At 70.3% G+C, this 23,705-nt stretch carries 15 protein-coding genes; 7 read left to right on the top strand and 8 right to left on the bottom strand.

Annotated elements, in window-relative coordinates; all coding sequences use genetic code 11:
* Positions 1-138: 138 nt before the first annotated feature.
* From QF037_RS31660 to QF037_RS31645, 4 genes are all read right to left on the bottom strand, one after another.
* Entirely contained in the window at positions 139-1,365 is a 1,227-nt protein-coding gene (locus QF037_RS31660) for an MFS transporter (protein WP_307031059.1), read from the bottom strand.
* 7 nt (positions 1,366-1,372) lie between these two features.
* On the bottom strand, positions 1,373-1,831 hold the full coding sequence (locus tag QF037_RS31655; RefSeq protein WP_307031057.1) for an ArsI/CadI family heavy metal resistance metalloenzyme: 459 nt from the start codon (positions 1,829-1,831) through the stop codon (positions 1,373-1,375).
* A 28-nt stretch (positions 1,832-1,859) separates the two neighbouring features.
* On the bottom strand, positions 1,860-3,224 hold the full coding sequence (locus QF037_RS31650; RefSeq protein ID WP_307031055.1) for an FAD-dependent oxidoreductase: 1,365 nt from the start codon (positions 3,222-3,224) through the stop codon (positions 1,860-1,862).
* 732 nt (positions 3,225-3,956) lie between these two features.
* Positions 3,957-4,322, bottom strand: coding sequence for an ArsR/SmtB family transcription factor (locus QF037_RS31645; RefSeq protein ID WP_307031053.1), 366 nt, complete (start codon positions 4,320-4,322; stop codon positions 3,957-3,959).
* Between the two features lie 84 nt (positions 4,323-4,406).
* Between QF037_RS31645 and QF037_RS31640 the strand changes: the two genes are divergently transcribed.
* Positions 4,407-5,183: an SDR family oxidoreductase gene (locus QF037_RS31640; protein WP_307031051.1), complete on the top strand. Its 777-nt coding sequence runs from the start codon at positions 4,407-4,409 to the stop codon at positions 5,181-5,183.
* A gap of 62 nt (positions 5,184-5,245) precedes the next feature.
* On the opposite strand, the gene QF037_RS31635 is transcribed toward QF037_RS31640, so the two are convergent.
* Together QF037_RS31635 and QF037_RS31630 are read right to left on the bottom strand one after the other, a co-directional pair.
* Positions 5,246-6,730 (bottom strand): NAD(P)-binding domain-containing protein, encoded by a 1,485-nt coding sequence (locus QF037_RS31635; RefSeq protein WP_307031048.1) that lies wholly within the window; start codon positions 6,728-6,730, stop codon positions 5,246-5,248.
* Positions 6,731-6,765: 35 nt separating this feature from the next.
* A complete protein-coding gene (locus tag QF037_RS31630; protein WP_307031046.1) occupies positions 6,766-6,936 on the bottom strand; it encodes a hypothetical protein in 171 nt (56 codons plus the stop codon).
* Positions 6,937-7,435: 499 nt separating this feature from the next.
* On the opposite strand from QF037_RS31630, the gene QF037_RS31625 reads away from it, so the two are divergent.
* Genes QF037_RS31625 through aepY form a run of 4 tightly spaced genes read left to right on the top strand, consistent with a single transcriptional unit; the run spans position 7,436 to position 17,440 of the window.
* On the top strand, positions 7,436-14,500 hold the full coding sequence (locus QF037_RS31625) for a type I polyketide synthase (protein ID WP_307031044.1): 7,065 nt from the start codon (positions 7,436-7,438) through the stop codon (positions 14,498-14,500).
* 26 nt (positions 14,501-14,526) lie between these two features.
* Entirely contained in the window at positions 14,527-15,657 is a 1,131-nt protein-coding gene (locus QF037_RS51505; protein WP_444972120.1) for a ketoacyl-ACP synthase III family protein, read from the top strand.
* Positions 15,654-16,340 carry a DedA family protein gene (locus tag QF037_RS31610; protein WP_307031038.1) on the top strand — a complete coding sequence of 229 codons (687 nt, stop codon included), beginning with the start codon at positions 15,654-15,656 and terminating at the stop codon, positions 16,338-16,340. The genes QF037_RS51505 and QF037_RS31610 overlap by 4 nt, the downstream gene beginning before the upstream one ends.
* Entirely contained in the window at positions 16,337-17,440 is a 1,104-nt protein-coding gene (gene aepY, locus QF037_RS31605) for a phosphonopyruvate decarboxylase (RefSeq protein WP_307031036.1), read from the top strand. Before QF037_RS31610 ends, aepY begins: the two co-directional genes overlap by 4 nt.
* Positions 17,441-17,517: 77 nt before the next feature.
* Here aepY and QF037_RS31600 read toward each other — a convergent pair whose 3' ends face one another.
* The gene (locus tag QF037_RS31600; RefSeq protein WP_307031033.1) at positions 17,518-17,916 is read right to left on the bottom strand and encodes an ArsR/SmtB family transcription factor; all 399 of its coding nucleotides are present in this window, start codon (positions 17,914-17,916) and stop codon (positions 17,518-17,520) included.
* Between the two features lie 110 nt (positions 17,917-18,026).
* The gene (locus QF037_RS31595) at positions 18,027-19,589 is read right to left on the bottom strand and encodes an MFS transporter (protein ID WP_307031031.1); all 1,563 of its coding nucleotides are present in this window, start codon (positions 19,587-19,589) and stop codon (positions 18,027-18,029) included.
* Between the two features lie 762 nt (positions 19,590-20,351).
* Between QF037_RS31595 and QF037_RS31590 the strand changes: the two genes are divergently transcribed.
* Both QF037_RS31590 and QF037_RS31585 read left to right on the top strand, forming a co-directional pair.
* Positions 20,352-21,068 carry a glutamine amidotransferase-related protein gene (locus QF037_RS31590; protein ID WP_307031029.1) on the top strand — a complete coding sequence of 239 codons (717 nt, stop codon included), beginning with the start codon at positions 20,352-20,354 and terminating at the stop codon, positions 21,066-21,068.
* A gap of 108 nt (positions 21,069-21,176) precedes the next feature.
* Positions 21,177-23,690, top strand: a complete 2,514-nt coding sequence (locus QF037_RS31585) for a molybdopterin-containing oxidoreductase family protein (RefSeq protein WP_307031027.1) — start codon at positions 21,177-21,179, stop codon at positions 23,688-23,690.
* Positions 23,691-23,705: the final 15 nt, after the last annotated feature.

Here is a 23,705-nt window from a genome sequence, read left to right as displayed (position 1 = left end):
CGTTTCCTTATGGGGCCATTATGACTGTGCGGAACCCTGTGGGAAGGCCTGACCGCGGTCAATGGCCGATGGCCGACCGGTCAAAGCGCAGCTCACAGCACTCCTGACTGGCTTCCTCGGTCATCTGGCCGGGCGCCGTTACTGCTTCAGAGCTGGTCGGCGCGGTTTGGTCCCGAAGGTGACTAGAGCGGCGAGTCCGGCGATCAGTGCCAGCAGTCCGAACAGCTGCGGGTAGCCACCCAGTGGCGCGGCCAAGGCGGCGCCGGCGAAGGGGGCCAGTGCGGAGGCTGCCGTGGTGGGCGCGGCGAGGAGTCCGGACAGGCGGCCGTAGTGGGTGGTGCCCCAGCGGTCGGTGATGGCGGTGGCCTGGAGGAGGGTGAGGTTGCCGCGCACCATCCCGGCCGCGACGGACAGGGCGACCAGCAGGGCGTACGGGCCGGGTACGAGGGCGAGTGCCGCTGTGGCCAGCGCGCCGAGCGCAATCAGTGCGGTCGTGCGGGCTGTTGTCCTGGTGCGGCGAGCAATGGCCGCGTACAGAGTGCGGCCCAGGGTCTGGCCGGCGCCGCCGAGGCCGAGTGCCCCGGCGGCTTCGGTGGTGGAGTAGCCGCGTTCCAGGAGGAGGGGCACGAGCGCGACGACGACGGCGGATACGGCGAACGCTGAGAGGGTCAGGGCTGCGGCCAGCATCCAGAACGGGCAGCTGCGGGCCACCGTGTCCGCGCCGCCGGTGATGTGGGCGGGAGCAGGTGGCGCCTTGGGCCAGGGTGCGTTGAGTGCGAAGGCGTGAGCGGGGATGGTCACGGCGGCGAGCACCAGGGCGAGCACTGCGTAGGTCGCACGCCAGGACAGGTGATCGGCGAGCGCCGCGGTGAGAGGTGCGAAGACGGTAGAGGCGAGGCCTCCGGCCAGGGTGACGATCGTGAGGGCGCGGACGTGGTCGGGGGCCCACCAACGGGTCAGCGCGGCGAAGGCGGGCTGGTAGAAGGTGGCCGCCATCGACATTCCGGCGAGTAGCCAGCCGAGCGTGAAGAGGGCCAGGTTCGGGGCGGCGGCCACGATAAGGATGCTGAATACGCCGAGGACCGAGCCGGCGGTCATCACGGCGCGTGGGCCCCTGCGGTCGATGATCCGGCCGACCCGTATGCCGGTGAATGCGGAGACGAGCAGGGCGGCGGAGAAGGCTGCCGTGGTCGCCCCGACCGGCCAGCCGGTGGCCCTGTTGATCTGCGGGTTGAGTACCGGGAAAGCGTAGTAGACGATGCCCCAGCTGGTGATCTGGGTGGCGCACAAGGCAGGCAGCACGGCGCGAGGCCGCGACCGGTCCCCCGTTCCGGTCACGGCCTCGGTGGTGCGGATCTGGGCCATCGGCGGATCAGCAGCAACTGCTTGCGGCGGCCGGTTCCTTCGTGTCGGCCCTCGTCGGGTCGGCGCAACAGGTGCTGCCCTGCTGCTTGGCCAGGGAGTCGGCGTCGGCCTTGACGACGTACACCTCCCAGGGTTCCTGGCCGGGGCCGTGCACCCAGACCTTGTCCTGGAGGGCGTAGCAGCAGGTGGTGTCGTTCTCGACGTCGGTGGCCAGGCCTTCTCCGCTCAGCCGCGCGGTGGCCGCGTGGACCGCCTCGGTGCTGTCGACCTCGACGCCGAGGTGGTTCATGCGGGTCGTCTCGCCTGCGCTGCCTTCGATGAGGACGAGCTTGAGCGGTGGCTCGGTGATGGCGAAGTTGGCGTAGCCGTCGCGGAGTTTGGCGGGTTCGGTGCCGAATAGCTTGCTGTAGAAGGCGATGGACGCGTCGAGATCCGGGACACGGAGGGCGAGTTGTACTCGGGACATGACGAACCTCCTGGTGTGGATGGGGTGTTCAGCAGCCGCCGGACGTGGAGGCCGGGACGCCGATGCCGATCTGGAGCGTGGTGGGGGTGGCGCAGCATCCGCCGCCGGACTGCTCGGTGTTCTCCGCCTCGTCGAACAGGCCCGCGCCGCCGCAGACTCCGGTCTCCGGGAGGGTGAGTTCGACGCGTTCGGCAGCCTCCTGGTCACCGGCGATCGCAGCGGTGACGGAACGGACCTGCTCGTAGCCCGTCATGGCCAGGAAGGTGGGGGCGCGGCCGTAGGACTTCATGCCGACCAGGTAAATGCCCTGCTCGGGGTGGGAGAGCTCGTTCACGCCGTGCGGGTAGACGGTGCCGCAGGAGTGCACGTTCGGGTCGATCAACGGGGCAAGGTCGGTCGGTGCCTGGAGGCGCTCGTCCAGGCCGAGGCGGAGCTCGGAGAGGAAGGACAGGTCGGGGCGGAGGCCGGTCAGGACGATGACCTCGTCGATGGGGCCCGTGCGGTGGCCGTCTTCGGACTCGAGGACGAGGCGGTCACCGTCGTAGGAGACGGCCTGGGTGCGGAATCCGGTGATTGCGCTCGCATGACCGGCCTCGACGGCCGCCTTGGCGCGCAGGCCCAGAGCTCCGCGGGCGGGGAGTTGGTCGGCCTCGCCGCCGCCGTAGGTGTTGGCGCCGATCCCCCGGCGCAGGATCCACACCGCGTGCGTCCCCTTCTCCTTCTCGGCCAGGTCGGCGAGCAGGGCAAGGGCGGTAAAGGCGGAGGCTCCGGAGCCGACGACAGCGGTGCGCTTGCCTGCGTAACGGGCACGTGCGGCCGGATCGTTGAGATCAGGGACACGGTAGGAGACGCGGTCAGCGACCGCCTTCTCCCCGAGCGCGGCCAGGCCGTCCGCGCCCATCGGGCTCGGCGTCGACCACGTACCGGACGCGTCGATGACGGCACGCGCGGTGATCCGCTCCTCGCGGCCGTCAGCGGTCTCAATGTGCACGGTGAAAGGCTGATCGTCACGGCCCGAGTCGACGATCCGGTCACGACCGGCGCGGGCGACGCCGGCCACCCGGACGCCGTAGCGGACCTTGTCGCCGAGGACATCGGCGAGCGGCTGGAGGTACCGCTCGGCCCAGTCACCGCCGGTCGGATAGGCGGAGACGTCGGGGCCGGTCCAGCCGGTCGGGGCCAACAGCTTCTCCGCGGCCGGGTCGACGACCTCCCCCCACGTGGAGAACAGACGAACGTGCGACCACTCCCGGACAGCGGAGCCTGCGGCCGGGCCAGCCTCCAGGACCAGGGGGTCGAGGCCGCGCTCGACCAGGTGGGCGGCGGCGGCAAGGCCGACGGGGCCGGCCCCGATGACCACGACGGGCAACTGATCGGTGATGGGCGCGCTCACTGGAATCCCCTTTGTTTCGACATCCGTCGATCTCTTGTGCTGCCCAGCATGGCACTCACATCGATGAACGTCAACATAGACGTTCATCGATTTCATGGGGGTGAAGGCTTGTAGACCGAGTCGACGATTGCGGGCGATCAGGGCAGCCAGCGCGCCCTAGCCGCCCACACCGTAGACAGGCAGGAGACTCAGGCGAGCGGTCGAAGGTCGCGGTCGCATCCGGCTCGCAGACCAGCACCTGTCGGGCAGCCGAGAAGCCGTGGCACAGACGTCGGCCGTCACTCGTGGCGGGCTACCCGTTAGCCGGGGGTGATCACTGGGCCGGGCCGGCTGTACCAGGTGGCCGAAGGCGCCCGCAGAGGCACCCCTCGCCCCCAGAGCGGCCCGCGCACTTCCTAGTCGAATGGCACCGGCATCCGCTGCAGGTACTCCAGTCCGCACCGGGCTTGCGACGTGAGCTTGCGTCCCGGCGGTAGCTCAGCGGCGCAACTGACGACGGCGGCCAACCGGCCGACGCGAGGATTCAGGGCGCCCAGGCTTTGATGGCAGGACACGGCAGGGCCCTGTCCGCACGCCGCGACACCCGGCGTGAGAATGCCGCTCCCGCTGGCCCCTGGGCGGCCAGTTTTGCATTTCAGCGTGAGGCGCGAGGACTCAGAAGTGGTGGTGCGCAGGCGCGTGTCGCCGCCCACACCTCCAGCCCCAACAGCGACAGCGAGCCGGGAGGGAGCCTCAGGCTGCTTTGGCCGGCGCGGGAGTGAGCAGATGCCCCATCGCAGCGAGGACGGAGGGTTCGACGCGGTAGTAGACCCACGTCCCCCTGCGTTCGGACGCCAGAAGACCGGCTTCCTTGAGCTTCTTCAGGTGGTGGGAGACGGTGGGCTGGGAGACACCGACGTCAGCGATGTCGCACACGCATGCTTCGCTGTCGGGGTGGGAGGCCACCTTCGAGAACAGGCGGAGCCGGACCGGGTCGCCGAGGGCCTTGAACATCGCGGCGGTGACTTCGGCTTCTTGCACCGTCAGCTCTCGTTCGGTCAGTGCCGGGCAGCACGGCTCGGCCGGGAGCGCGGCCACTTTCCCCTGGAGCTTTGACATCTGTCTATGTTGACACTCGTTGACACGGATGCCAAGATCCCATAATTCGATGCCTGTCTAATCAAGGGCTGGGGGAAGCACTTCATGGCCATACCCACTCAGGGTTCCAAACAGCGCACCGCGGTGGTGACTGGAGGCAGCAGCGGTATCGGAGCAGCCACAGCGCGCGAGCTGGCCCGGGCAGGGTTCACCGTCGTCCTCACCGCACGCAGGGTCGACCGCCTGGAAGCGGTGGCCAAGGAAATTCGCGCCGAGGGCGGCATCGTGCATGTCTGTCCCCTGGATGTGACGGACCGCGAAGCAGTCGCCGCATTCGCTGAGCAGGTGGAAGCCTGCGAGGTGCTGGTGAACGTCGCCGGCGGGGCTTTCGGGGTCGACGAGATCACGCAGGCCGATCCCGCCGACTGGCGGCACATGTACGAGGTCAACGTGCTGGGCACTCTGCAGGTGACCCAGGCGCTGATGCCGAAGCTGCTGGCGAGCGGTGACGGCACGGTGGTGGTGCTGACGTCGACGGCTTCGTTTACGTGCTACGAGGGCGGCGGCGGTTACAGCGCGGCCAAGCACGGGGCGCACGTGCTCGCCGAGACGCTGCGGCTGGAGGCGTGCGGGCAGCCGCTGCGGGTGGTCGAGATCGCGCCGGGCATGGTGCAGACCGAGGAGTTCTCGCTCAACCGCTACCGAGGTGACTCCGACCGGGCCGACGCCGTCTACGCCGGTGTGCCCGGCCCGCTGGTGGCCGAGGACGTGGCGGATGCGGTGGTCTGGGCGGTGTCCCGCCCCTCGCACGTGAACATCGATCTGCTGGTGGTGCGGCCCAGGGCGCAGGCAGCGCAGCACAAGGTGCACCGCACGTCCTGACAGCCGGTGCGGCTGCCTCTGCCCCGATGCGGGAGGGGCAGCCGCTTTCGTTGCCGGGCCAGTCAGCAGCCGGTGGCGCCGGGCGCGTCGAACTGTTCGGCGGCGTAGGCGGCCAGCTGGAGTGCGGCGGTGTGGTCGATGCCGAGTTCGGTGGCCGCGGACAGGACCGCCTCGGCTGCGCTGGAGGAGGTGCCCAGGTGCTTGGCGGTGACGTGGAGCAGCTGCTCGTGCTGGTCCTTGGTCAGTCCCAGGCGCAGTGCGATGGCTTCGCCGCCGGCGGTCACCGAGCACACGCCGGTCTCCGGCAGCTGCAGTTCGACCGACTGGGCGGCGTCAATGTCGCCTGCCAGGGCTGCGGCGATGGAGCGGACCTGCTCGTAGCCGGTGAGCATGAGGAAGGTCGGGGCGCGGCCGTAGCTCTTCATGCCGACGGCGTAGTAGCCCGGTTCGGGGTGGGCGAGCTCGCGGTAGCCGTGGGGGGTGACGGTGCCGCAGGAGTGCTGGTTGGGGTCGATCAGGGGGGCCAGCGCGCGCGGCGCGGACATGATCGGGTCCAGTTCCAGGCGCAGTTCGTCGGTGATGTGCAGGTCGGGGCGGAAGCCGGTGGCGGCGACGATGCGGTCGGCGGTCAGGGTCTGCTCGGCGCCGTCCGGGGTGCGGGAGATGAGCTGGACCTGGTCGTGTGCCGGGTCGTCGCCCAGGCGGCGGATGCTGTGGGTGCGGAAGTTGGCGGCGAGGGTGACGCGGCCGGTGTCGACGAGCATCTTCAAGCCCGAGCCGAGAGCGCCGCGGGCCGGCAGTTCGTCGTCGCTTCCGCCGCCGAAGGAGGCGGCGGGGTCGGCGGCCCGGATGGCCCAGGTGATGGTGGTGCCCGGTTCGGCGTCGGCGAGTTCGGCGAGTGCGAGCAGGGTGTTGGCAGCTGAGTGGCCGGCGCCGACGACGATGGTGTGGCGGCCTGCGTGCTGGGCGCGGTCGGCGCCGAAGACGTCGGGCAGTCCGTGGTTGATCCAGGCGGCGGCTTCCGCTTCGCCGCGCGCGGGCAGGCCGCCTGCGCCGACGGGGTTGGGCTGGCGCCAGGTGCCGGAGGCATCAATCACGGCGCTGGCGAGCAGTTCCTCGCCGTCGGCCAGGCGCAGGACGAATGGCGTGTTCTCGCGGCCGGCGGTGCGCAGTCGGTCGATGCCCAGGCGGCTGATGGCCGTGACGGTGGCGCCGTAGCGGATGTGGGGGGCCAGTGCCGGCAGTTCGGCCAGCGGCTGGAGGTACTGCTTGACCAGGTCGCCGCCGGTGGGCAAAGCGGAAGCGTCGGGTTCGTCCCAGCCTCCGGCGACCTCGAGCAGGCGGCGGGCGGCGGGGTCGGTGTTGTACTCCCAGGGACTGAAGAGCTGGATGTGGGACCAGGCCCGCACAGCCGAGGCCGGGGTGTCGCCGGTTTCCAGGACGACGAAGGGCAGGCTGCGCTCGGCCAGGTGGGCGGCGGCGGCCAGGCCGACGGGTCCGGCTCCGATCACGGCGACGGGAAGACGGTCGGGGCTGTGGTCAACCACGGTGCGGTGTCCTTTCGGGAAGGGGGTAGCGGTGCTCAGGCATCGCGTGCGGGCTTGGACGGCGCGGTCGGGGAAGCCTCGTCGCCGTCTGCCTGCAGGCGCTGCTCGGCGCGCTGCCGTGCCCGGCGCTGTAACTCGGCGATCGCGGCGCAGCAGGGGCTCTCGCTCTGCTCGTCGGCGGCCGGGTTTCCGGCCGAATCACTCATCGGGATCGGCTCCTGTCGCGGCGGCCCCGCCGGCGGCGCGGCGGAGGCTTCATCACAACCGCCTATATAGATAAACAACGAATCAAGATTCCAGCCTTGCCTCTGATTCGATGAATGTCAACCTTCGGCCGGAGCCTCATCCAGTGTGACGAGCGTCACTTCGCGCCGCGTTGCATGTGGCGCCCCCGACGAGTCAATCTCGATACATATCGAAACAGCGGGGGTGTGCGGCACGGGGCAATCGCCCAGTGCCGTAACGACATTCAGGAAACAGCGGCTGTGCCGACGGCCGCGTCCGGACCGTGAACGGTGTGAAGCGCTCGCCACGCCTTCGACCGCTCAAAAGACGGGACCGGCTCTTCCCTGTTCCCTCCCCTTCTGCCTCGGTGTGTGCGCCCGCCACCGGGCCGGCTGTTGTGCCGGTCTGCCGCGCACAGACCGCGGTTCCTTCCGTGCTGCTTCACCAGTGAACGGCTTCGCCATGCCCGGAAGGACATCCATGCCTCACGACCCCACCCGCGCGGCTGACGCCGCCAGCGAACCGATCGCCATCATCGGTATGGCCGGACGCTTCGCCGACGCCACCAGTCTTGAGCAGCTGTGGGACATGCTGCTGCAGGGCCGTGACGCCATCACGGACATCCCGCCCGAGCGCTACGACGTCGACGCCGTCTACGACCCGGCTCCCCGCACACCCGGCCGCACCGTGAGCCGGTGGGGCGGGCTGCTGCGCGACATCGACGCCTTCGACGCGGAGTTCTTCGGCATCTCCCCGCGGGAGGCCGACCGCATGGACCCCCAGCAGCGGCTGCTGCTGGAAGTCGCCTACGAAGCACTGGAGGACGCAGGCCAGCCCCTGCCGCAGATCGCCGGCACCGACGCGGGAGTGTTCATCGGCCAGTTGGGCGGCGACTACTGGCACCTGCAGTACAGCAACCGCGACCAACTGGACCTGTACGCCATGACCGGTGCGGCCTCCCGCGCCATCACCTCCGGGCGCCTGTCGTACGCCTTCGACCTGCGCGGCCCCAGCTTCACCGTCGACACCGCCTGCTCCTCCGCCCTGGTCGCCGTGCACAACGCCGTTCAGGCGATCCGGCTCGGCGAGTGCCCGCTGGCGATCGCCGGCGGCGTCAACCTCGTGCTGCTGCCGGAGGAAGGCGTCGTCTACTCCGGAGCCGGCATGCTCGCCTCCGACGGCCGCTGCAAGTTCGCCGACGCCTCCGGCGACGGCTTCGTGCGCAGCGACGGCATCGGCGCCGTCATCCTCAAACCGCTCTCAGCCGCTCAAGCCGACGGCGACCGCATCCGCGCCGTCATCCGCGGCTCCGCCGTCGGCAACGACGGACAAAGCAGCGGCTACCTCGTCACACCGGCCGTCGAAGGCCAGCGCGACGTGCTGCGCCGCGCCTACGCCAACGCCGGCATCGACCCGGCCGACGTCGACTACATCGAGGCCCACGGCACCGGCACCAGCGTCGGCGACCCGGTCGAACTCGAAGCCCTGGCCCACATCGTCGGCCCCCGCCCTCTGGATCAGCGCTGCCTGGTCGGCTCGGTGAAGACCAACATCGGCCACGCCGAGGCGGCCGCCGGAATCGCCGGGCTGATCAAGGCCGTGCTGTGCCTGGAGAACAAGACGGTCCCGCCCAACCTGCATCTGAACCACCCCAACCCAGCCGTCGACTGGGACAACCTGCCGCTGAGCGTCCCTACCCAGGCCACGCCGCTGCCCGACCACGGCCGGCCCGCCGTCGCCGGGGTCTCCAGCTTCGGCTTCTCCGGCACCAACGCCCACCTCGTCCTCGAAGCCGCACCCCAACCGGCCACCCGCGACACGGACACCCACACGCCGGCCACCCGGAGCGAACTGCTGGTGCTGTCCGCCCTCAGCCCCGAAGCCCTGACCGACGCCGCCCGCGCCATGGCCGGCCACCTCGAGGGCTCCGGCGCCCAGCACGCCTGGCGCGACATCTGCCACTCCGCCGCCCTGCGCCGCACCCCCCACGACGCCCGCCTGGCACTCGCCGCCGACAGCCACACCGAAGCGGCCGCCGCCCTGCGGGGCTTCGCCGACGGCGAGGCCGAGCCCGGTCTGTTCTTCAGCGACTACACCGACCCCGAAGCGGCACCCAGGATCGCCTTCGTCTTCCCCGGCCAGGGCTCGCAGTGGCCCGGCATGGGCCGTGAACTCCTGGACAGCGAACCGGTCTTCCGCCACAGCATGGAAGCCTGCGACGAGGCCATCAAGACCGAGACCGGCTGGTCGGTCATCGACCTGCTGCGCTCCGCGGACGAGGAACGGCTCAAGCAGCTCGACGTCATCCAGCCCACCCTGTGGGCCATGGAGATAGCCCTGGCCGAACTGTGGCAGTCCTGGGGCATCACGCCGGACGTCGTCATCGGCCACAGCATGGGCGAATCCGCCGCCGCCTACATCGCCGGCGCGCTCTCCCTGCAGGACGCGGCCGCCGTCATCTGCCGCCGCAGCCGGCTCGCCAAACGTCTCTCTGGTCTCGGCACCATGGCCTGGGTCGCGCTGCCCGCCGACGAGGCCGAAGCCGCACTGGCCGGATTCGAGGACAAGGTCGCGGTGGCTGCCATCAACAGCCCCACCTCCACCCTGCTGTCCGGGGATGTCGACGCCCTGACCCAGGTCCTGGCCGCCCTCGACGCCCGCGGCATCGACAACCGGCGCGTCAACGTCGACTTCGCCTCGCACTGCCCCCAGATGGACGCCCTGCGCGAGGACCTGCTCGAAGAACTCGCTCACCTCACCCCGCGTGCGGGCCGCATCCCACTGCACTCCACCCTGCTCAACGAGGTGATCGACGGCTCCGGCATGGACGCCGACTACTGGGTGCGCAACATCCGCCGGCCCGTCGACTTCGCCGGCGCCGTACGCGGCCAACTCGACCTGGGCGAGACAGCCTTCATCGAAGTCAGCCCTCACCCGCTGCTCGTCGCCGGCATCAAGGAGACCAGCCGCCTGCACACCGGCGCGGACACCACCGCGATCGGCAGTCTGCGCCGCCACACCGACGAACGCACCAGCCTGCTCACCTTCGCCGCCGCCCTGCACACGGCCGGCGCACGCCTGGACTTCGCCACCATGAGCGCCGGCGGCCACTACGTGCCGCTGCCGTCCTACCCGTGGCAGCGCACCCGCCACTGGATCAGCCACACCCCCAGCCCGGCGACAGCCCCCGCGGCCGCGACACCCCAGGTGCCACCGGCCGTCCGGCAAAAGGCAGCACAGACCGCGCATCCGCTGCTGGGCCGGCCCGTACCCGCCGAAGGCGCCACGCACGTCTGGCAGGGACCGCTGGACCTGAGCGACAACGCGTACCTGCGCGACCACTGCATCCAGGACACGATCATCCTGCCGGGCACCGCCCACCTGGAACTCATCGGCGCAGCCGCTCGCACCGTGACAGGATCCGGCGCCCTGTCGGTGTCCGACGTGCACTATCACCGCGCCCTGTTCCTGGACGAAGGCGGCCCCGCACCCGAGGTCAAGGTCACCGTCACCCCGCGCCCGGACACCTCGCTGCACTGCCGCATCCACAGCCAGGACGCCGACGGCGGCGAGTGGATCCTGCACACCGAAGCCACCGCCCGCGCTCTGCCGCAGGATGCTCCCGAACCGTCCGAACCGCTCCACGCCATCCGCGCCCGCCTGCCCCAGCACCAGGACGCCGGCGACTTCTACCCGTTCAACGCCGCACGCGGCAACCAGTGGAACGGCACCTTCCAGGGCATCACCGAACTGTGGCGCACCGACGGCGAAGTCCTCGCCCGCCTGGACTGCCCTTCCGCGCTCGCCGACGGCCTGGCCCACCACCACTTCCACCCGGCGCTCCTGGACGCCAGCGGCCACGCCATGGCCGCTGCCCGGCCGCTGACCGTTGCCGGCGAGGAAGGCGTCTTCGTCCTGGGCGGCATCGACGAGGTCCGCTTCTACCAGCAGCCGCCCGCCGCCTTGTTTAGCCACGCCAGGCTGCTGCCCTCCCCGCGTGAGGACTCCTTCGCCGCCGACATCGACATCCGTGACCAGGACGGCCGCCTGATCGCGCAGATGCGCGGCCTGCGCCTGCAGTACCTGGCCGGTCACGCGCCCGCACTGCTCACCACACCCCCCGAGGACCTCGTGACGCCGACCGAGCCTTCCCGCACCCCCGCCGCCCCCGGCGGCGGCCGTGACCGCGACACCTGGCTGCACTCCCTGACCTGGGACGAGAGCCCTCTGCCCGCGCCCAGCACGGCCGCACCCGCACAGGAGGGCTTCTGGCTGGTGCTGACCGACAGCGGCTCCACCGGGCGGGCACTCCTGCGGGAACTGACCGGTCGCGGACAGCGCGTGGTCGCCGTCACCGCAGGCGCCGGCCCCCTGGCCGGAGGCGGCGACCGGTACCGCATCGACCCGTCGAAGCAGGAGCACTACCGCGAGATCCTGGGCGACGTCGCCCGCATCGGCGCCTGCCGCGGCATCCTCCACCTGTGGGCCCTGGACGCCCAGGCCGGCCTGGACGCAACCCCCACCGAGATCCGCCGCGCCCAACTCCTGTCCGCCCACAGCGTGCTGCACCTGGCCCGGGCCCTGGAAGAGCGCCTGATCGGACAGCCTCCGCTGTGGCTGATCACCCAGCTCGCCCAGGCCACCGGAACCGGAGAGCAGGTACGCCATCCCTTCCAGGCCATGCTGTGGGGACTGGGCCGCACCCTGGCCGCCGAGGCCCCGGCGCTGACCCCGCGCCTGGCCGACCTCGACCGGTCCGCTGCCAGCGTCGCCACCCTGGCCGAACTGCTGCAGCACGGCGACCAGGAGGACCAGATCGCGCTGCGCGACGGACGGCGCCTGGCAGCCCGGCTGCGGCCCGCGGCCGCCGCTCACGCGCCGCGGGCTCTGTCACTGCCCACACCGGGCGTCATCGACGACCTGCAGCTCACCGCGATACCCGAGCGAGCCCTTGCCGCGGACGAAGTCCGTATCCAGGTCAGCCACGCCGGCGTCAACTACCGCGACGTGCTGCTGAGCCTGGGCGCATACCCCGGGCAGGACAACCGGCCGCCGGTCATGGGCTGGGAGTGCGCCGGCACCGTCACCGAGACGGGCCCCGCCGTCACCGATGTCACGGTGGGCGAGGAGGTCATCGCCTTCGCCGAAGGCGCCCTGGCCACCGAGGTCGTCACCCGCGCCTGCCTGACCGCGCCCAAACCGGCCCAGCTGACCGGGGCCGAGGCCGCGACCTTGCCCGCCGCGTACCTCACCGCCTACCACGCGCTGCACGACCTGGCCCGCCTGGAGCGCGGCCAGAAGGTCCTCATCCACACCGCCACCGGCGGCACCGGACGGGCCGCGCTGAGCATCGCCCGCTGGAAGGGCGCCCGCATCTTCGCCACCGCCGGCAGCGACGCCAAGCGCCAACTGCTCACCGAACTCGGCGTGGAGCAGGTGGCCGACTCCCGCAGCCTCACCTTCGCCGACACCTTCAAAAAGGCCCTCGGCGACGAGGGATTCGACGCCATCTACAACACCCTGGCCGGCGACGCCATCGAAGCGAACCTGTCGCTGATGGCCCCCTACGGGCACTACCTCGAGCTGAGCAAGCGGGACATCCTCGACAACAATCCGCTGCCGCTGGGGGCCTTCGCCCGCAACCTGTCCTTCCACGCCGTCGACGTCGTGCACATGATCCAGCACGCCCCCGAGCGGGCCGGCCGCGTGCTGCGGGCCGCCGCCGCCCTGGTCGGCCAGGGCACCCTGGAGGCACTGCCGCACACGGTGTACCCGGCGGACAAGGCCGCGGACGCCTTCCGCCTGATGGCCCAGTCCCGCCACACCGGCAAGATCGTGCTGTCGTTCGGCCCGCAGCCCGCTGTTGCGGCAGGTCCTCGCGGCCGGGCTGTGAGCGTCCACGCCGACGGCACGTACCTGATCACCGGCGGGGCGGGCGGCATCGGCGGACAGCTGGCCCTGTGGCTGGCCGACCAGGGCGCCCGGCACCTGCTGCTGACCGGGCGCAGCCAGCTGCCCGACCCCGACGCGCCGATGAGCGACGATCATCCGCAAGCTGGTGCTGTCGCCGTGCTCCAGCAGCTGCGCGAGCGTGGCGTGCACGTGACGTACCAGGCCGTCGACGTCGCCGACCTCCAGGCCATGCAGGCGCTGTTCGCCTCCCGGCGCCGCACCGGCCTTCCGCCCGTGCGCGGTGTCTTCCACGCCGCCGGGGTCATCGACTACACGCCACTGAGCGACATGAGTACCCCCGAAATGGACCGGGTGCTGGCGGCCAAGGTCTCCGGGGCCTGGAACCTGCACCGGCTGCTGCACGAGGAGTCGGTGGAGGCGTTCGTCCTGTTCTCCTCCGGCTCTGCCCTGCTCAGCTCGCCCATGCTGGGCGGGTACGCGGCCGGCAACGCCTTCCTCGACGCCCTGGCACACCACCGGCACGCCCAAGGGCTGCCGGCCACCGTCATCAACTGGGGCTTCTGGGACAGCGTCGGCATGGTGGCCCGCAAGGAACAGCAGGAAGAGCGCACCCTGCTGCCGCAGGGCATGGCCTCCTTCAGCCCGGCCGACGGCCTCGAACTGCTCGGCAGGATCCTGGCCGAGGGCCGTCTGCACACCGCGGTGCTGCCGGCCGACTGGCCCGCCTGGGCACGCGCGTACCCGGGCGCCGCAGCCGCGCCGCTGCTGCAGCACTTGACCGGCGTCAAGCAGCCCGTGCCGTCGGCCGTAACCAGGCACGAGCAGCGAGGTGGCGAGGCGGTCGCGCCCGCCCAGACTGCGGCTCCCACCACCTCGCCTTCGGCCGCCCCCGCACCGCAGACAGCTACCGCGCCTGCGGCCGCTGCCCGGCCTGTCACGCAGGCTGCCGTTGTGGCGCAGGCGGTGCCCGGCAGCGAGCTGCTGGACTTCCTCAGGCAGGAGGCCGCCGTGGTGATGGGGCTGCGCGCGGAACGCGTCAACGTCAACCGGCCGCTGAACCGGCTCGGCATGGACTCCCTCATGGCCGTCGAACTACGCAACCGCATCGAACGCCGCTACCAGGTCAAGCTGCCCATGGTGCAACTCCTCAAGGACGGCAGCATCACCACCGTCGCCCAAGCCCTGGCCGCCGAACTCCACCCTGCACAAGGCCCGGCTGACACCGTGACCGACGATGCGGGCGCACCGGTGGCCGTCGACGAACCCGAGGCGGGTTCTGTCGCACCGGTCGCACCCGTCGCCGAAACAGCTGCCCCCGCCGAGGCACCCGCGGCGCCGGAGTCCGCAGGAGCCCAGACCGCTGTGGCGCAGGCGGTGCCCGGCAGCGAACTGCTGGACTTCCTCAGGCAGGAGGCCGCCGTGGTGATGGGGCTGCGCGCCGAGCGCGTCAACGTCAACCGGCCGCTGAACCGGCTCGGCATGGACTCCCTCATGGCCGTCGAACTACGCAACCGCATCGAACGCCGCTACCAGGTCAAGCTGCCCATGGTGCAACTCCTCAAGGACGGCAGCATCACCACCGTCGCCCAAGCCCTGGCCGCCGAACTGAACTCCGCTGACGCCTCGGCCTGACCGAGCGAGGGACGAGGACCGACTTCATGAAGACCACCGACATTCGCATCGCCGGACTGGGCACGTACATCCCTGAGATCGTCGACGCCCGAAAGGCCGTCGCTCTGGGCCTGTACGACGCCGAGGACTACGAGTTCTACGGCTGGACCGGCGCCGCTGTCGCGGACGACATGCCTGCCCCGGACATGGCGATCGCCGCTGCCCGGCAGGCCATGGAACGCTCCAGGCTGCACCCGCACGACATCGACCTGCACATTCACGCCTGTGGCCACGAGCAGGGGCCTGAGGGATGGTCACCGCAGCACTACATCCTGCGGCACGTCACCGACCGCGACGTGCCCTCCTTCCGTGTCTGGCAGGCGTGCAGCGGCCTGATCGGCTCCCTGGAGCTGGCCGTCTGCTACCTCAAGGCCGTACCCGAACGCAGTGCCGCGCTGCTCACCGGCGCCGACAACGTCGGCACCCCGAATTTCAACCGGTGGGCCTTCGGCATCCAAAACGGTGTCCTCGGTGACGGGGGCAGCGCCGTCCTACTGTCGAAGTCGGAGGGATTTGCGAGCCTGCTGTCCATCAACACCGGCTCGACCGCCGAGGTCGAGGAGCAGTACCGCGGCAGCGAGCCGCTCTTCCCGCCGTCGCTGACGGTCGGGCGCAGCATGGACTTCAAAGAGCGCCTGGCCGCCACCGGGGGGCTGGAGGAGACCGTCGCCGAGGTCGTGCGCCGCCAGGGAGAGCTGCGCACCGAGATCGCGCTGCGCACGCTGGCCGAGGCGGGCCTGGAGCCGGGCGACGTCACCCGTGTCTGCCACGTCTTCACCGGCCAGGAAAGCGTACCTGAAGGTCATTCTCGACCCGATGGGGCTCTCCCCCGAGCAGGGCCTGCTCGACTTCGGCCGCAATCTGGGCCACATGACGGTCAACGACCAGATCGTGGGCCTGACCCACCTGGTGGAGACCGGTCAGGTCGGCCCCGGCGACCACGTCCTGATCGTGGCCCATGGCGGCGGGGTGTCCATCACGTGTGCCGTGGTCCGTATCGACGAGCGTCCCGTGTGGGCCGCCCGCTAGCGCTGTACGGCGCGCCGGCCCCGCTGCGGTGCCGGCGCGCGTCCTGCCGTCCGCTCAATCCATCTGACCTCTGGGGCACACCGCGATGATGAACCTCGCCTCCTCACCCTTACTCGATGCCGAAGCGCTGATATCCACCTTCGGGATGCTCGGCATCATGGCCACCGTCTTCGCCGAATCCGGGCTGATCGTCTGCTTCTTCCTGCCCGGCGACTCGCTGCTGTTCACCTCAGGCCTGCTGGTGGCCAACGACCAGATCCTGCACCAACCCCTGTGGCTGGTCATGCTCGCCATCGCCGTCGCCGCGGTGCTGGGCGACCAGTTCGGCTACGCCTTCGGCCGCAAGATCGGCCCGGCTCTCTTCAGGCGGCCCAACTCCCGCTTCTTCAAGCAGGAGAACGCCGAACGCGCCCAGGAATTCATGCTCAAGCACGGGCCCAAGGCACTGGTGATGGCCCGCTTCATCCCCGTGTTCCGTACCTTCATCCCCATCACCGCGGGCGTGGGCCGCATGACCTACCGCACGTTCTTCCTGTTCAACGTGCTGGGCGCGGTCCTGTGGTCGGTGAGCCTCACCCTGGTCGGCTACTACCTCGGCCAGATCGCCTTCGTCCGCGACAACATCGAGGCCATCGTCATCGGCATCGTGCTCGTCTCCGGCATCCCCATCATCATCGAAGGCATCAAGATGCGCCGCCGCTCCCGGGCCGCTGCCCAAAAGGCGCCCAGCGCACCGTCCCCCACCGCTGAAACGGAGCTGCCCCGTCCATGATCTCCGCTGAAGAATTCTGTGACCTTCTCGCCGAGCGCGGGTTCACGCTCGCCAGCGGCGTGCCGTGCTCCCACTTCGGCGGGCCGATCGCCCACCTGAGCAGCCAGCCCGGCCGCTATGTGCCCGCCCCCAACGAGGGCAGCGCACTGGCCGTCGCCGCTGGCGCCGCCCTGGGCGGGCAGCGCGCCTACGTCATGCTGCAGAACTCCGGCCTGGGCAACCTGATCAACCCGCTCACCTCGCTGGTGATGACCTACCAGCTGCCGATTCTGACCTTCACCAGTCTGCGGGGCTGGCCCGACCCGGCCACCGACGAGCCCCAGCACGCTGTGATGGGGCCGGCCACCCCCGCCCTGCTGGACAGCGTCGACACCCCGCACTACACGCTGTACGCCCAGCACGGGGTGGAGGACTTCCGGTCCGTGCTAGACCAGGCGGAGAAGGACCTGGCGGAGCAGCGGGCGCCGTTCGTGCTGGTCGAACGCGGCGCCATCGGCAAGGCCGAAGCCGCCAACGACCCGCATACGCAAGGGCTTGCCGCCGCGCACGCGATCGGTGTCGTGACGGCGGCCGCGCCGAAGGCCGCGGTCATCGCCACCACCGGCTTCACCGGGCGGGACACGTTCGCAGTCGCGGATGCGCCCGGCAACTTCTACATGCAGGGCTCCATGGGCCACGCCTCGTCGATCGGTCTCGGCGTGGCGCTCACCCATCCCGAGCGCACCGTGGTGGTGCTGGACGGGGACGGGGCCCTGCTGATGCATCTGGGCGCACTGTCGATGATCGGGCACGCGGCGCCCGCCAACCTCATCCATGTGGTGCTCGACAACCGGGTGCACGAGTCGACGGGCGGGCAGGCGACCACGTCGGCGACCACCTCGTTTCCCGAGATGGCACGGGCCGCCGGCTACGCCAGCGCCGTCGCCTGTGACAGCGAGGAGGGTCTGCGCGGTGCGATGCAGCGGGCCCAGGCCGCTTCCGGCCCGCACCTGATCAGCGTCAAGACGCTGCCCCGGACGGGCTCCATACCGCCGCGGGCGACCAACGCCCTGACAACGCTGGACATCCGCGACCGTTTCCAGCAGAGCCTGCAGCAGTAGGACAGCACGCGGCAGGGCCGGTGCTCCTCCCCGTGGGGAAGGGACACCGGCCCTGCCGGGTTTGCGTGGGTGGGCGGTCAGGCGCCTTGCGCGGCGGGCTGGTCGGCCTCGGGGTGCAGGCAGGCCGCCACCGTCTCGGGGTCCATGGCCGCCAGGCTGGCGAACATGCGCAGCGGTTCGGCCAGGGTCTGGCAGCACATGACGTACTGGTTGCTGCGGCCCTTGGGGATCGCCTCGACGAGTTGCTGCTCACGCAGCGGGGCCAGGTGGTGGCTGACCAGCGTCTGGCTCAAGCCGGTGGCTTCCTGCAGTTCCTTGACGGTGCGAGGACGCTGCGCGATCAGAAGGATCAGCATCAGCCGGGTCTCATCGGCCAGCGCCCGCAGTTTGGGCGCCAGCATCTGGGCGCGCTCGCGTTCACTGAGCCACTGAGCCGGATCACTGACCGCGACCCTCAGCTTCGATGGCCGTGCCATCGCCACCTCCCTTTCGCCCCCGGGCCGGTCTTCCGGCGCCGGGCGGGCCGCGGCGTGCGCACCGGGCCGGGCTACGGGCTTGATCCTACGCACTGTCCGCCCTTCCGGGATCAGGAGGTTGCGGGGGCATCGGCGCTGGTGCCGTGGGCGACTTCGGCCTGCGCGGTGCCGTCGTCCTCGGCCACACGGTCCCGAGGCAGAACGAGCGCGGCGGTGACCGCTCCGGCCACGGCGACACCGACAGCGATCAGCAGCGTGGTGGCGAAGCCGCCGACGAAGGAGTGCTGGGCGGCGTCCAGGACTTTCTGGCCTGCGCTGCCACCCATCTGCTGGGCGACCGCGGACGCGCCGGCCAGGGACTCTCGTACCGCATCTCCCGCTTCCCCGGGCAGCGTTGCGGCCTGCGGCAGGTCGTCCCGGTAGACGGTGGTGATCACGCTGCCGCTGATCGCGATGCCCAGCGCGCCGCCGACTTGCATGCCCACATCCGCCACGGCGGAGCCTGCGCCGGCCTGGCGGGCGGCGGAGACGACCAGGATGGCATCCACAGCAGCCGGCAGGGCGATGCCCATGCCCAGTCCGAACACGGCCAGCCCGATGAGCGCCTGGGCCTCGTCGTCGACCTGCAGTCCGGCCAGCACGCCGAGCCCGGCCGCGCACAGCAACAGGCCCAGGACGACAGTGGCCTTCAGTCCGGTGCGCTCGACGAGCTTCGCCGACAGCGGTGCGCCGATCATCATGGTGCCGATGGCGAGCATGCGCAGGCCCGCGCCCAGCGGGTCGAGTTCGAGCACGGACTGCAGGTACTGGGTGAGCAGATAGAGGCCGCTGTAGAGGCCGAAGGAGGTGCAGGCGATCGCCAGGGCGCCGCCGCCGTAGCGGGCGTTGAGGAACAGGCCGACATCGAGCATCGGGTGGGCGGTGCGCCGCTCCCACAGCACGAAGGCGACCATGAGGACGACGCCCACGAACAGGGAGCCGAGGGTGACGATGTCGCCCCATCCGTTGTGCGGGGCCTCCACCAGGCCGTAGACGATGGCGACCAGGCCGGCAACCGAGAGCAGGGCCCCGACGAGGTCCAGGCCGGGGTGGCCTTCGGCCTTGGACTCGGGAATCAGCTTGGCACCGCCGATCAGGGCGATGGCGGCGAGAGGCACGTTGATGAGGAACATCGAGCCCCACCAGAAGTGCTCCAGCAGCAGCCCGCTGACCACCGGGCCCAGCGGCACGCCCACAGCGGCGGCCCCGGACCAGATGCCGATCGCCTTGCCCTGCTCCTCGGGCGGGAAGACGTCCTTGATGATGGCCAGGGTGGCGGGCATCATCAAGGCGGCGGAAATGCCCATCAGGGTGCGGAAGGTGATGAGCATTTCGGCGCTGGAGGCGAAGGCCGCCCCGAGACTGGTCAGTGCGAACGCGGCCAGGCCGATGGAGAGCAGGCGCTTGCGGCCGAAGCGGTCGGACAGACCGCCGGCCATGAGCAGCAGTCCGCCGAAGGCCAGGGCGTAGGAGTCGACGGTCCACTGCAGCTGGCTGCTGGTGGCGTCCAGGTCCTTTTGGATGCTGGGCAGGGCCAGGTTGAGGATCAGGGTGTCCAGACCGATCAGGACCAGGCTCAGGCACAGGATGTTCAGGATTTGCCATCTGCGGGGATGGCCTGCTGAGCGGTTCAACGTGCGTTCTCCTCATGCGCGACGGGGTGGCGCCCACGTGGGGCAGCCAGGACTGGCCGGGCCCGCGGGGGATTGAAGAGGCCGGACCAGCCGCCGGCCACCCCCAATTAAGCAGCAAACACAGTTATCAACAGCACTTGCTGTTGATAACGACGAACTTTGTATGCCACATCCGGCCATCTGCGCCGCGCCTTCACAACTGGCCGTCCACGGCAGGGGATATCGGGGCTGAAGTGCGCGAACACCGCAAGGCCGCACCACCACCCGGTCCGCCGACCGTCCGGCCCGTCGCGAGGCACTGCGCTCCGCGACGAAACGGCACCCGCGCCGAAGATCCTGATCAACCCTCACCCCGCGCCATGGAAGGCGGCGTTCCGGTGCGGAGGCCTGAGTTGGCGCGAATCGTTCCAGGCCGAGCAGGAGACCCTCGAATACTTTGACCGTCATCGATAAATTGAGCGAGAAGCAGCACGGGGGCCTGCGCAGAGGGTCCCGCTCACGGGGTGCCAGGGGGACACATGCGTACATCCGGCAAGCAGACGCTCTCAGTCGCATCACCGCCGGCGCGGCGATAACACGCCTCGGTTCTCCCACTTCTGTTCACGGATCCGTGCGTGGCGCACGGTCCTGACATCACCTCACGCACCACCACTTCCTGCGGAGCAGACCGCGCTCGGCACGCGGACTGCTGCGCTCACGAGGCTGGAACCGTCACCGGCGACGGCTGTTCCGGGCCCTTCCTGAAATATTGAAAGGGAAACGATGTCAGTCTCTGCTCGGCCCCGACTTGCCCTGGTGGGCGACCGCGGCAATCACGACGAGCCGTCTCACCCCAAGATCGACGCGATGCGTGAGCAGTGGGACCTGACCACCCAGTGGATCCCGACCACCGACATCCACGACACCTCACTCCTGCAGGGCTTCGACGGGATATGGGTGGTGCCCGGCGCGCCCTACTTCAACCAGAAGGGCGTGCACACCGCGGTGCGCTACGCCCGGGAGAACGGGCTGCCGTTCCTGGGCACCTGCGGAGGCTTCTTCAGCGCCCTGATCGAGCACGCGCAGAACGTGCTGCACCTGCCCGAGGCCGAGGGCGTCGATGAGGACCCGGAGCGCCTGATGCCGCTCGTCACGCCGCTCAAGTGCTCCTTCCGCGGGGAGAAGGCGCCCCTGAAGGTCAAGGAGGACACTCTGCTGGCCTCCATCTACGGCACCACCGAGGTGGAGGAGATCTTCCACTGCGACTACGGGCTGACCGACACCTTCATGGACGCTGCCAGCCAGGGATCGCTGCAGATCAGCGCCTGGGACGTCGACGGCGCGCCGCGTGCTCTGGAGATCACCGGCCACCCGTTCTTCATGGGGAGCCTCTTCCAGCCCGAACTGTCCTCCGCGCCCGGCTCCGAGCACGAGATCCTCAAGGCGTTCCTGGCCGCCGTGCGCGCCAAGGCGGGCTTCGCGGCAGCGGCTTCTCACTGACGCGGACGACCGCTGCAGTCTCCAAGGCCGTGCGCCGTTGTGCGCACGGTCCGGGCACCGCCATGCCCGCCTCGTCCCCACAACAGGCGGAAGGAACCTCACCTCTTCATGAAGTCCGACCAGCACGGCCTGTCCCGGCGCGGATTCGTCCGCGGCAGCGTCATCGGCGGCACTGGCCTCGGAGCGCCCGCTCTGCTGCCCCTCATTCCCGCGCACGCGTCCGCCGCGCCAGGCTCAGCGTTACCCCCCGGCAGTGTTGCCGGGGCGGCGTTCACCGACCAGTCCGCTGCTCTGACCCCGGACCGAACGGTGGCCACGGCCTGCCAGTTCTGCAACAGCAACTGCCGCCTGAACGTCGATCTCAAGGCGGGCCGCGTGCTGGCCGTGCGCGGCGAGGACAAGGATCCGGTGCAGCAGGGGCAGGTCTGCGTCAAGGCAGAGCTGATGCCCCAGCTCGTGTACAACGCCGAGCGCCTGACGACACCGCTGCGCCGCGTCTCCGGCGCGAAGGGCTCGCCGCACTCGAAGTTCGAGGCGGTCAGCTGGCAGGAGGCACTGCGCACGATCGCGGGGAAGCTGCTGGCGCTGCGGGACGCCGGGCAGGCCCACACCATCGCCAACCGCACCACCGGGCGGCTGCCGCGCGGCACCGGCTCGCTGGTGGCCCGGCTGTTCACGATGCTGGGCAGCCCCAACAACACCGACGTCGGCCCGGTCTGCAATGACGCCGGCGGCAACGCGCTGGCGGCCACCTTCGGCCTGGGCAACTTCACCAACGGCTACGGCATCGACGGCGCCACCGGCAAGGACGACCTCGGCTCAGCACGCCACTATCTGTTCCTGGGCACCAACCAGGCCGAGACCCACCCGGTCACCTTCGACTACCTGCTGCGCGGGCGCAAGAAGACGAAGGCCACCCTGACCGTGGTCGACCCGCGGCTGACGCCGACCGGCGCGGCGGCCGACCGGTGGGTGGCGCCCAAGCCGCACACCGACCTCGCGCTGCTGCTGGCCATGCTGCACCACATCGTCGATGAGGGCCTGTACGACAAGGCGTTCGTCAAGCGGTGGGTGGTCGGCTTCGGCGAGCTGCGCGCCCACCTGGCCAAGCACCAGTACACCCCGGCGTGGGCGGCGAAGGTCACCGGCGTGCCCGCGGCCACCATCACCGCCATGGCCGAGGAGTACGCGCAGGCCAGGCCGGCAGCGATCTTCTGCAACGCCGGGATCTCGCACCAGCTCGGCGCCTTCGACACCTACCGGGTGGCGACCTTCCTGGCTGCGGTCACCGGCAACATCGGCCGCCCGGGCGGCGGCTGCAACTTCATGCACAACACCTGGCCCGGCGACCTGCACCTGCCGCCGCTAAAGGCGCAGGTACCCAAGCGGCGCGAGGCACTGCCGGTCGGCCCGGACTACTTCGCCGAGTCCATCCTCACCGGCAATCCCTACCGGCTGCGCGCGGTGATCACGCAGGGCAACCCGCTGGTGTCCTCCGCCAACACCACCAAGGTGAAGAAGGCGTTCGAGCAGCTCGACTTCTACGTCTACACCGGTCTGTTCATGGAAGAGGCCGCCTACTACGCCGACATCATCCTGCCCGTGTGCAGCGGGCTGGAGATGGAGGGCGTCTACATGCGCCGCGACGACCGCGCGATCCGCTGGCAGGACCAAGTCGTCGACCGCGTGGGCGAGTCCCGGCCGGACTGGGAGATCTGGATCGGCCTCGCACGGGCGCTGGCCGATCTCGACACCCGCCGCCCGGCCGCCGACTGGCGCGAGGCCTTCCCCGAACGGTGGATGGACTACAAGCAGCTGTGGGACGACTTCGTCTCCCACACGCCGGGCGCCGGCGGCATGACCCGCGAGCGGATGAAAGAGCGCACAGAACCGCTGCGCTGGCCCTGCCCGAGTACCGACCACCCCGGGGTGAGCACGCTCTACCTGGACCATCCCAGCTGGTACAAGGCGGCCGAATCCCTGGATCCGGGCTTTCGCGGCAAGCGTTTTCTCACGCCGAGTGGGAAGGTCGAAATCACCACAGCCGAGCTGGACAAGCAGCTGTCGGTCACCGGGCACAGCGCACTGCCCATCTTCTACACCCACCCGGAAGTCACCGGGGCACACCCCACGCTGGCCTACAGCAGCACGTTCGTCACCAATCCCATCAACCCCCAGGCCGTCACCCACCCGGTGCGCCTAGGCGTGCCCGGCACGGGCGCGGTGCACCGCGACTTCCCGCTGATGGGCATGACCGGCCGGCCCAGCGTCGTGCACTTCGCCGAGGTCACCCACTGGACTGCCACCGGCAAGCAGCTCAACGGCATCCGCTTCATCCAGATCCACCCCGACGCCGCCCGCCGGGCCGGCATCGCCGACGGCGACGACGTCCGCGTCGAAAGCCCTCGCGGTGCGGTGACCGGGACCGCGCTGCTGTGGGAGGGCATCCGGGCGGACACCGTGTTCGTGCCCAACACCTTCGGTCCCGCGCAAAAGGTCGGCGACCTCTTCGGTGACCCCCGCTACGAGGCGGCCAACACCCTTCCCGACGACCGCTATTACGACAACCTCTCCGGCCAGCAGGCCTTCAAATGCTTCGCCTGCCGAATCGTCAAGGCCTGACACGGCCCGCCAAGA

The organism is Streptomyces canus (assembly GCF_030815415.1).
GTDB classification, from domain to species: domain Bacteria; phylum Actinomycetota; class Actinomycetes; order Streptomycetales; family Streptomycetaceae; genus Streptomyces; species Streptomyces canus_F.
This window is presented reverse-complemented; position numbering and strand designations above follow the sequence as displayed.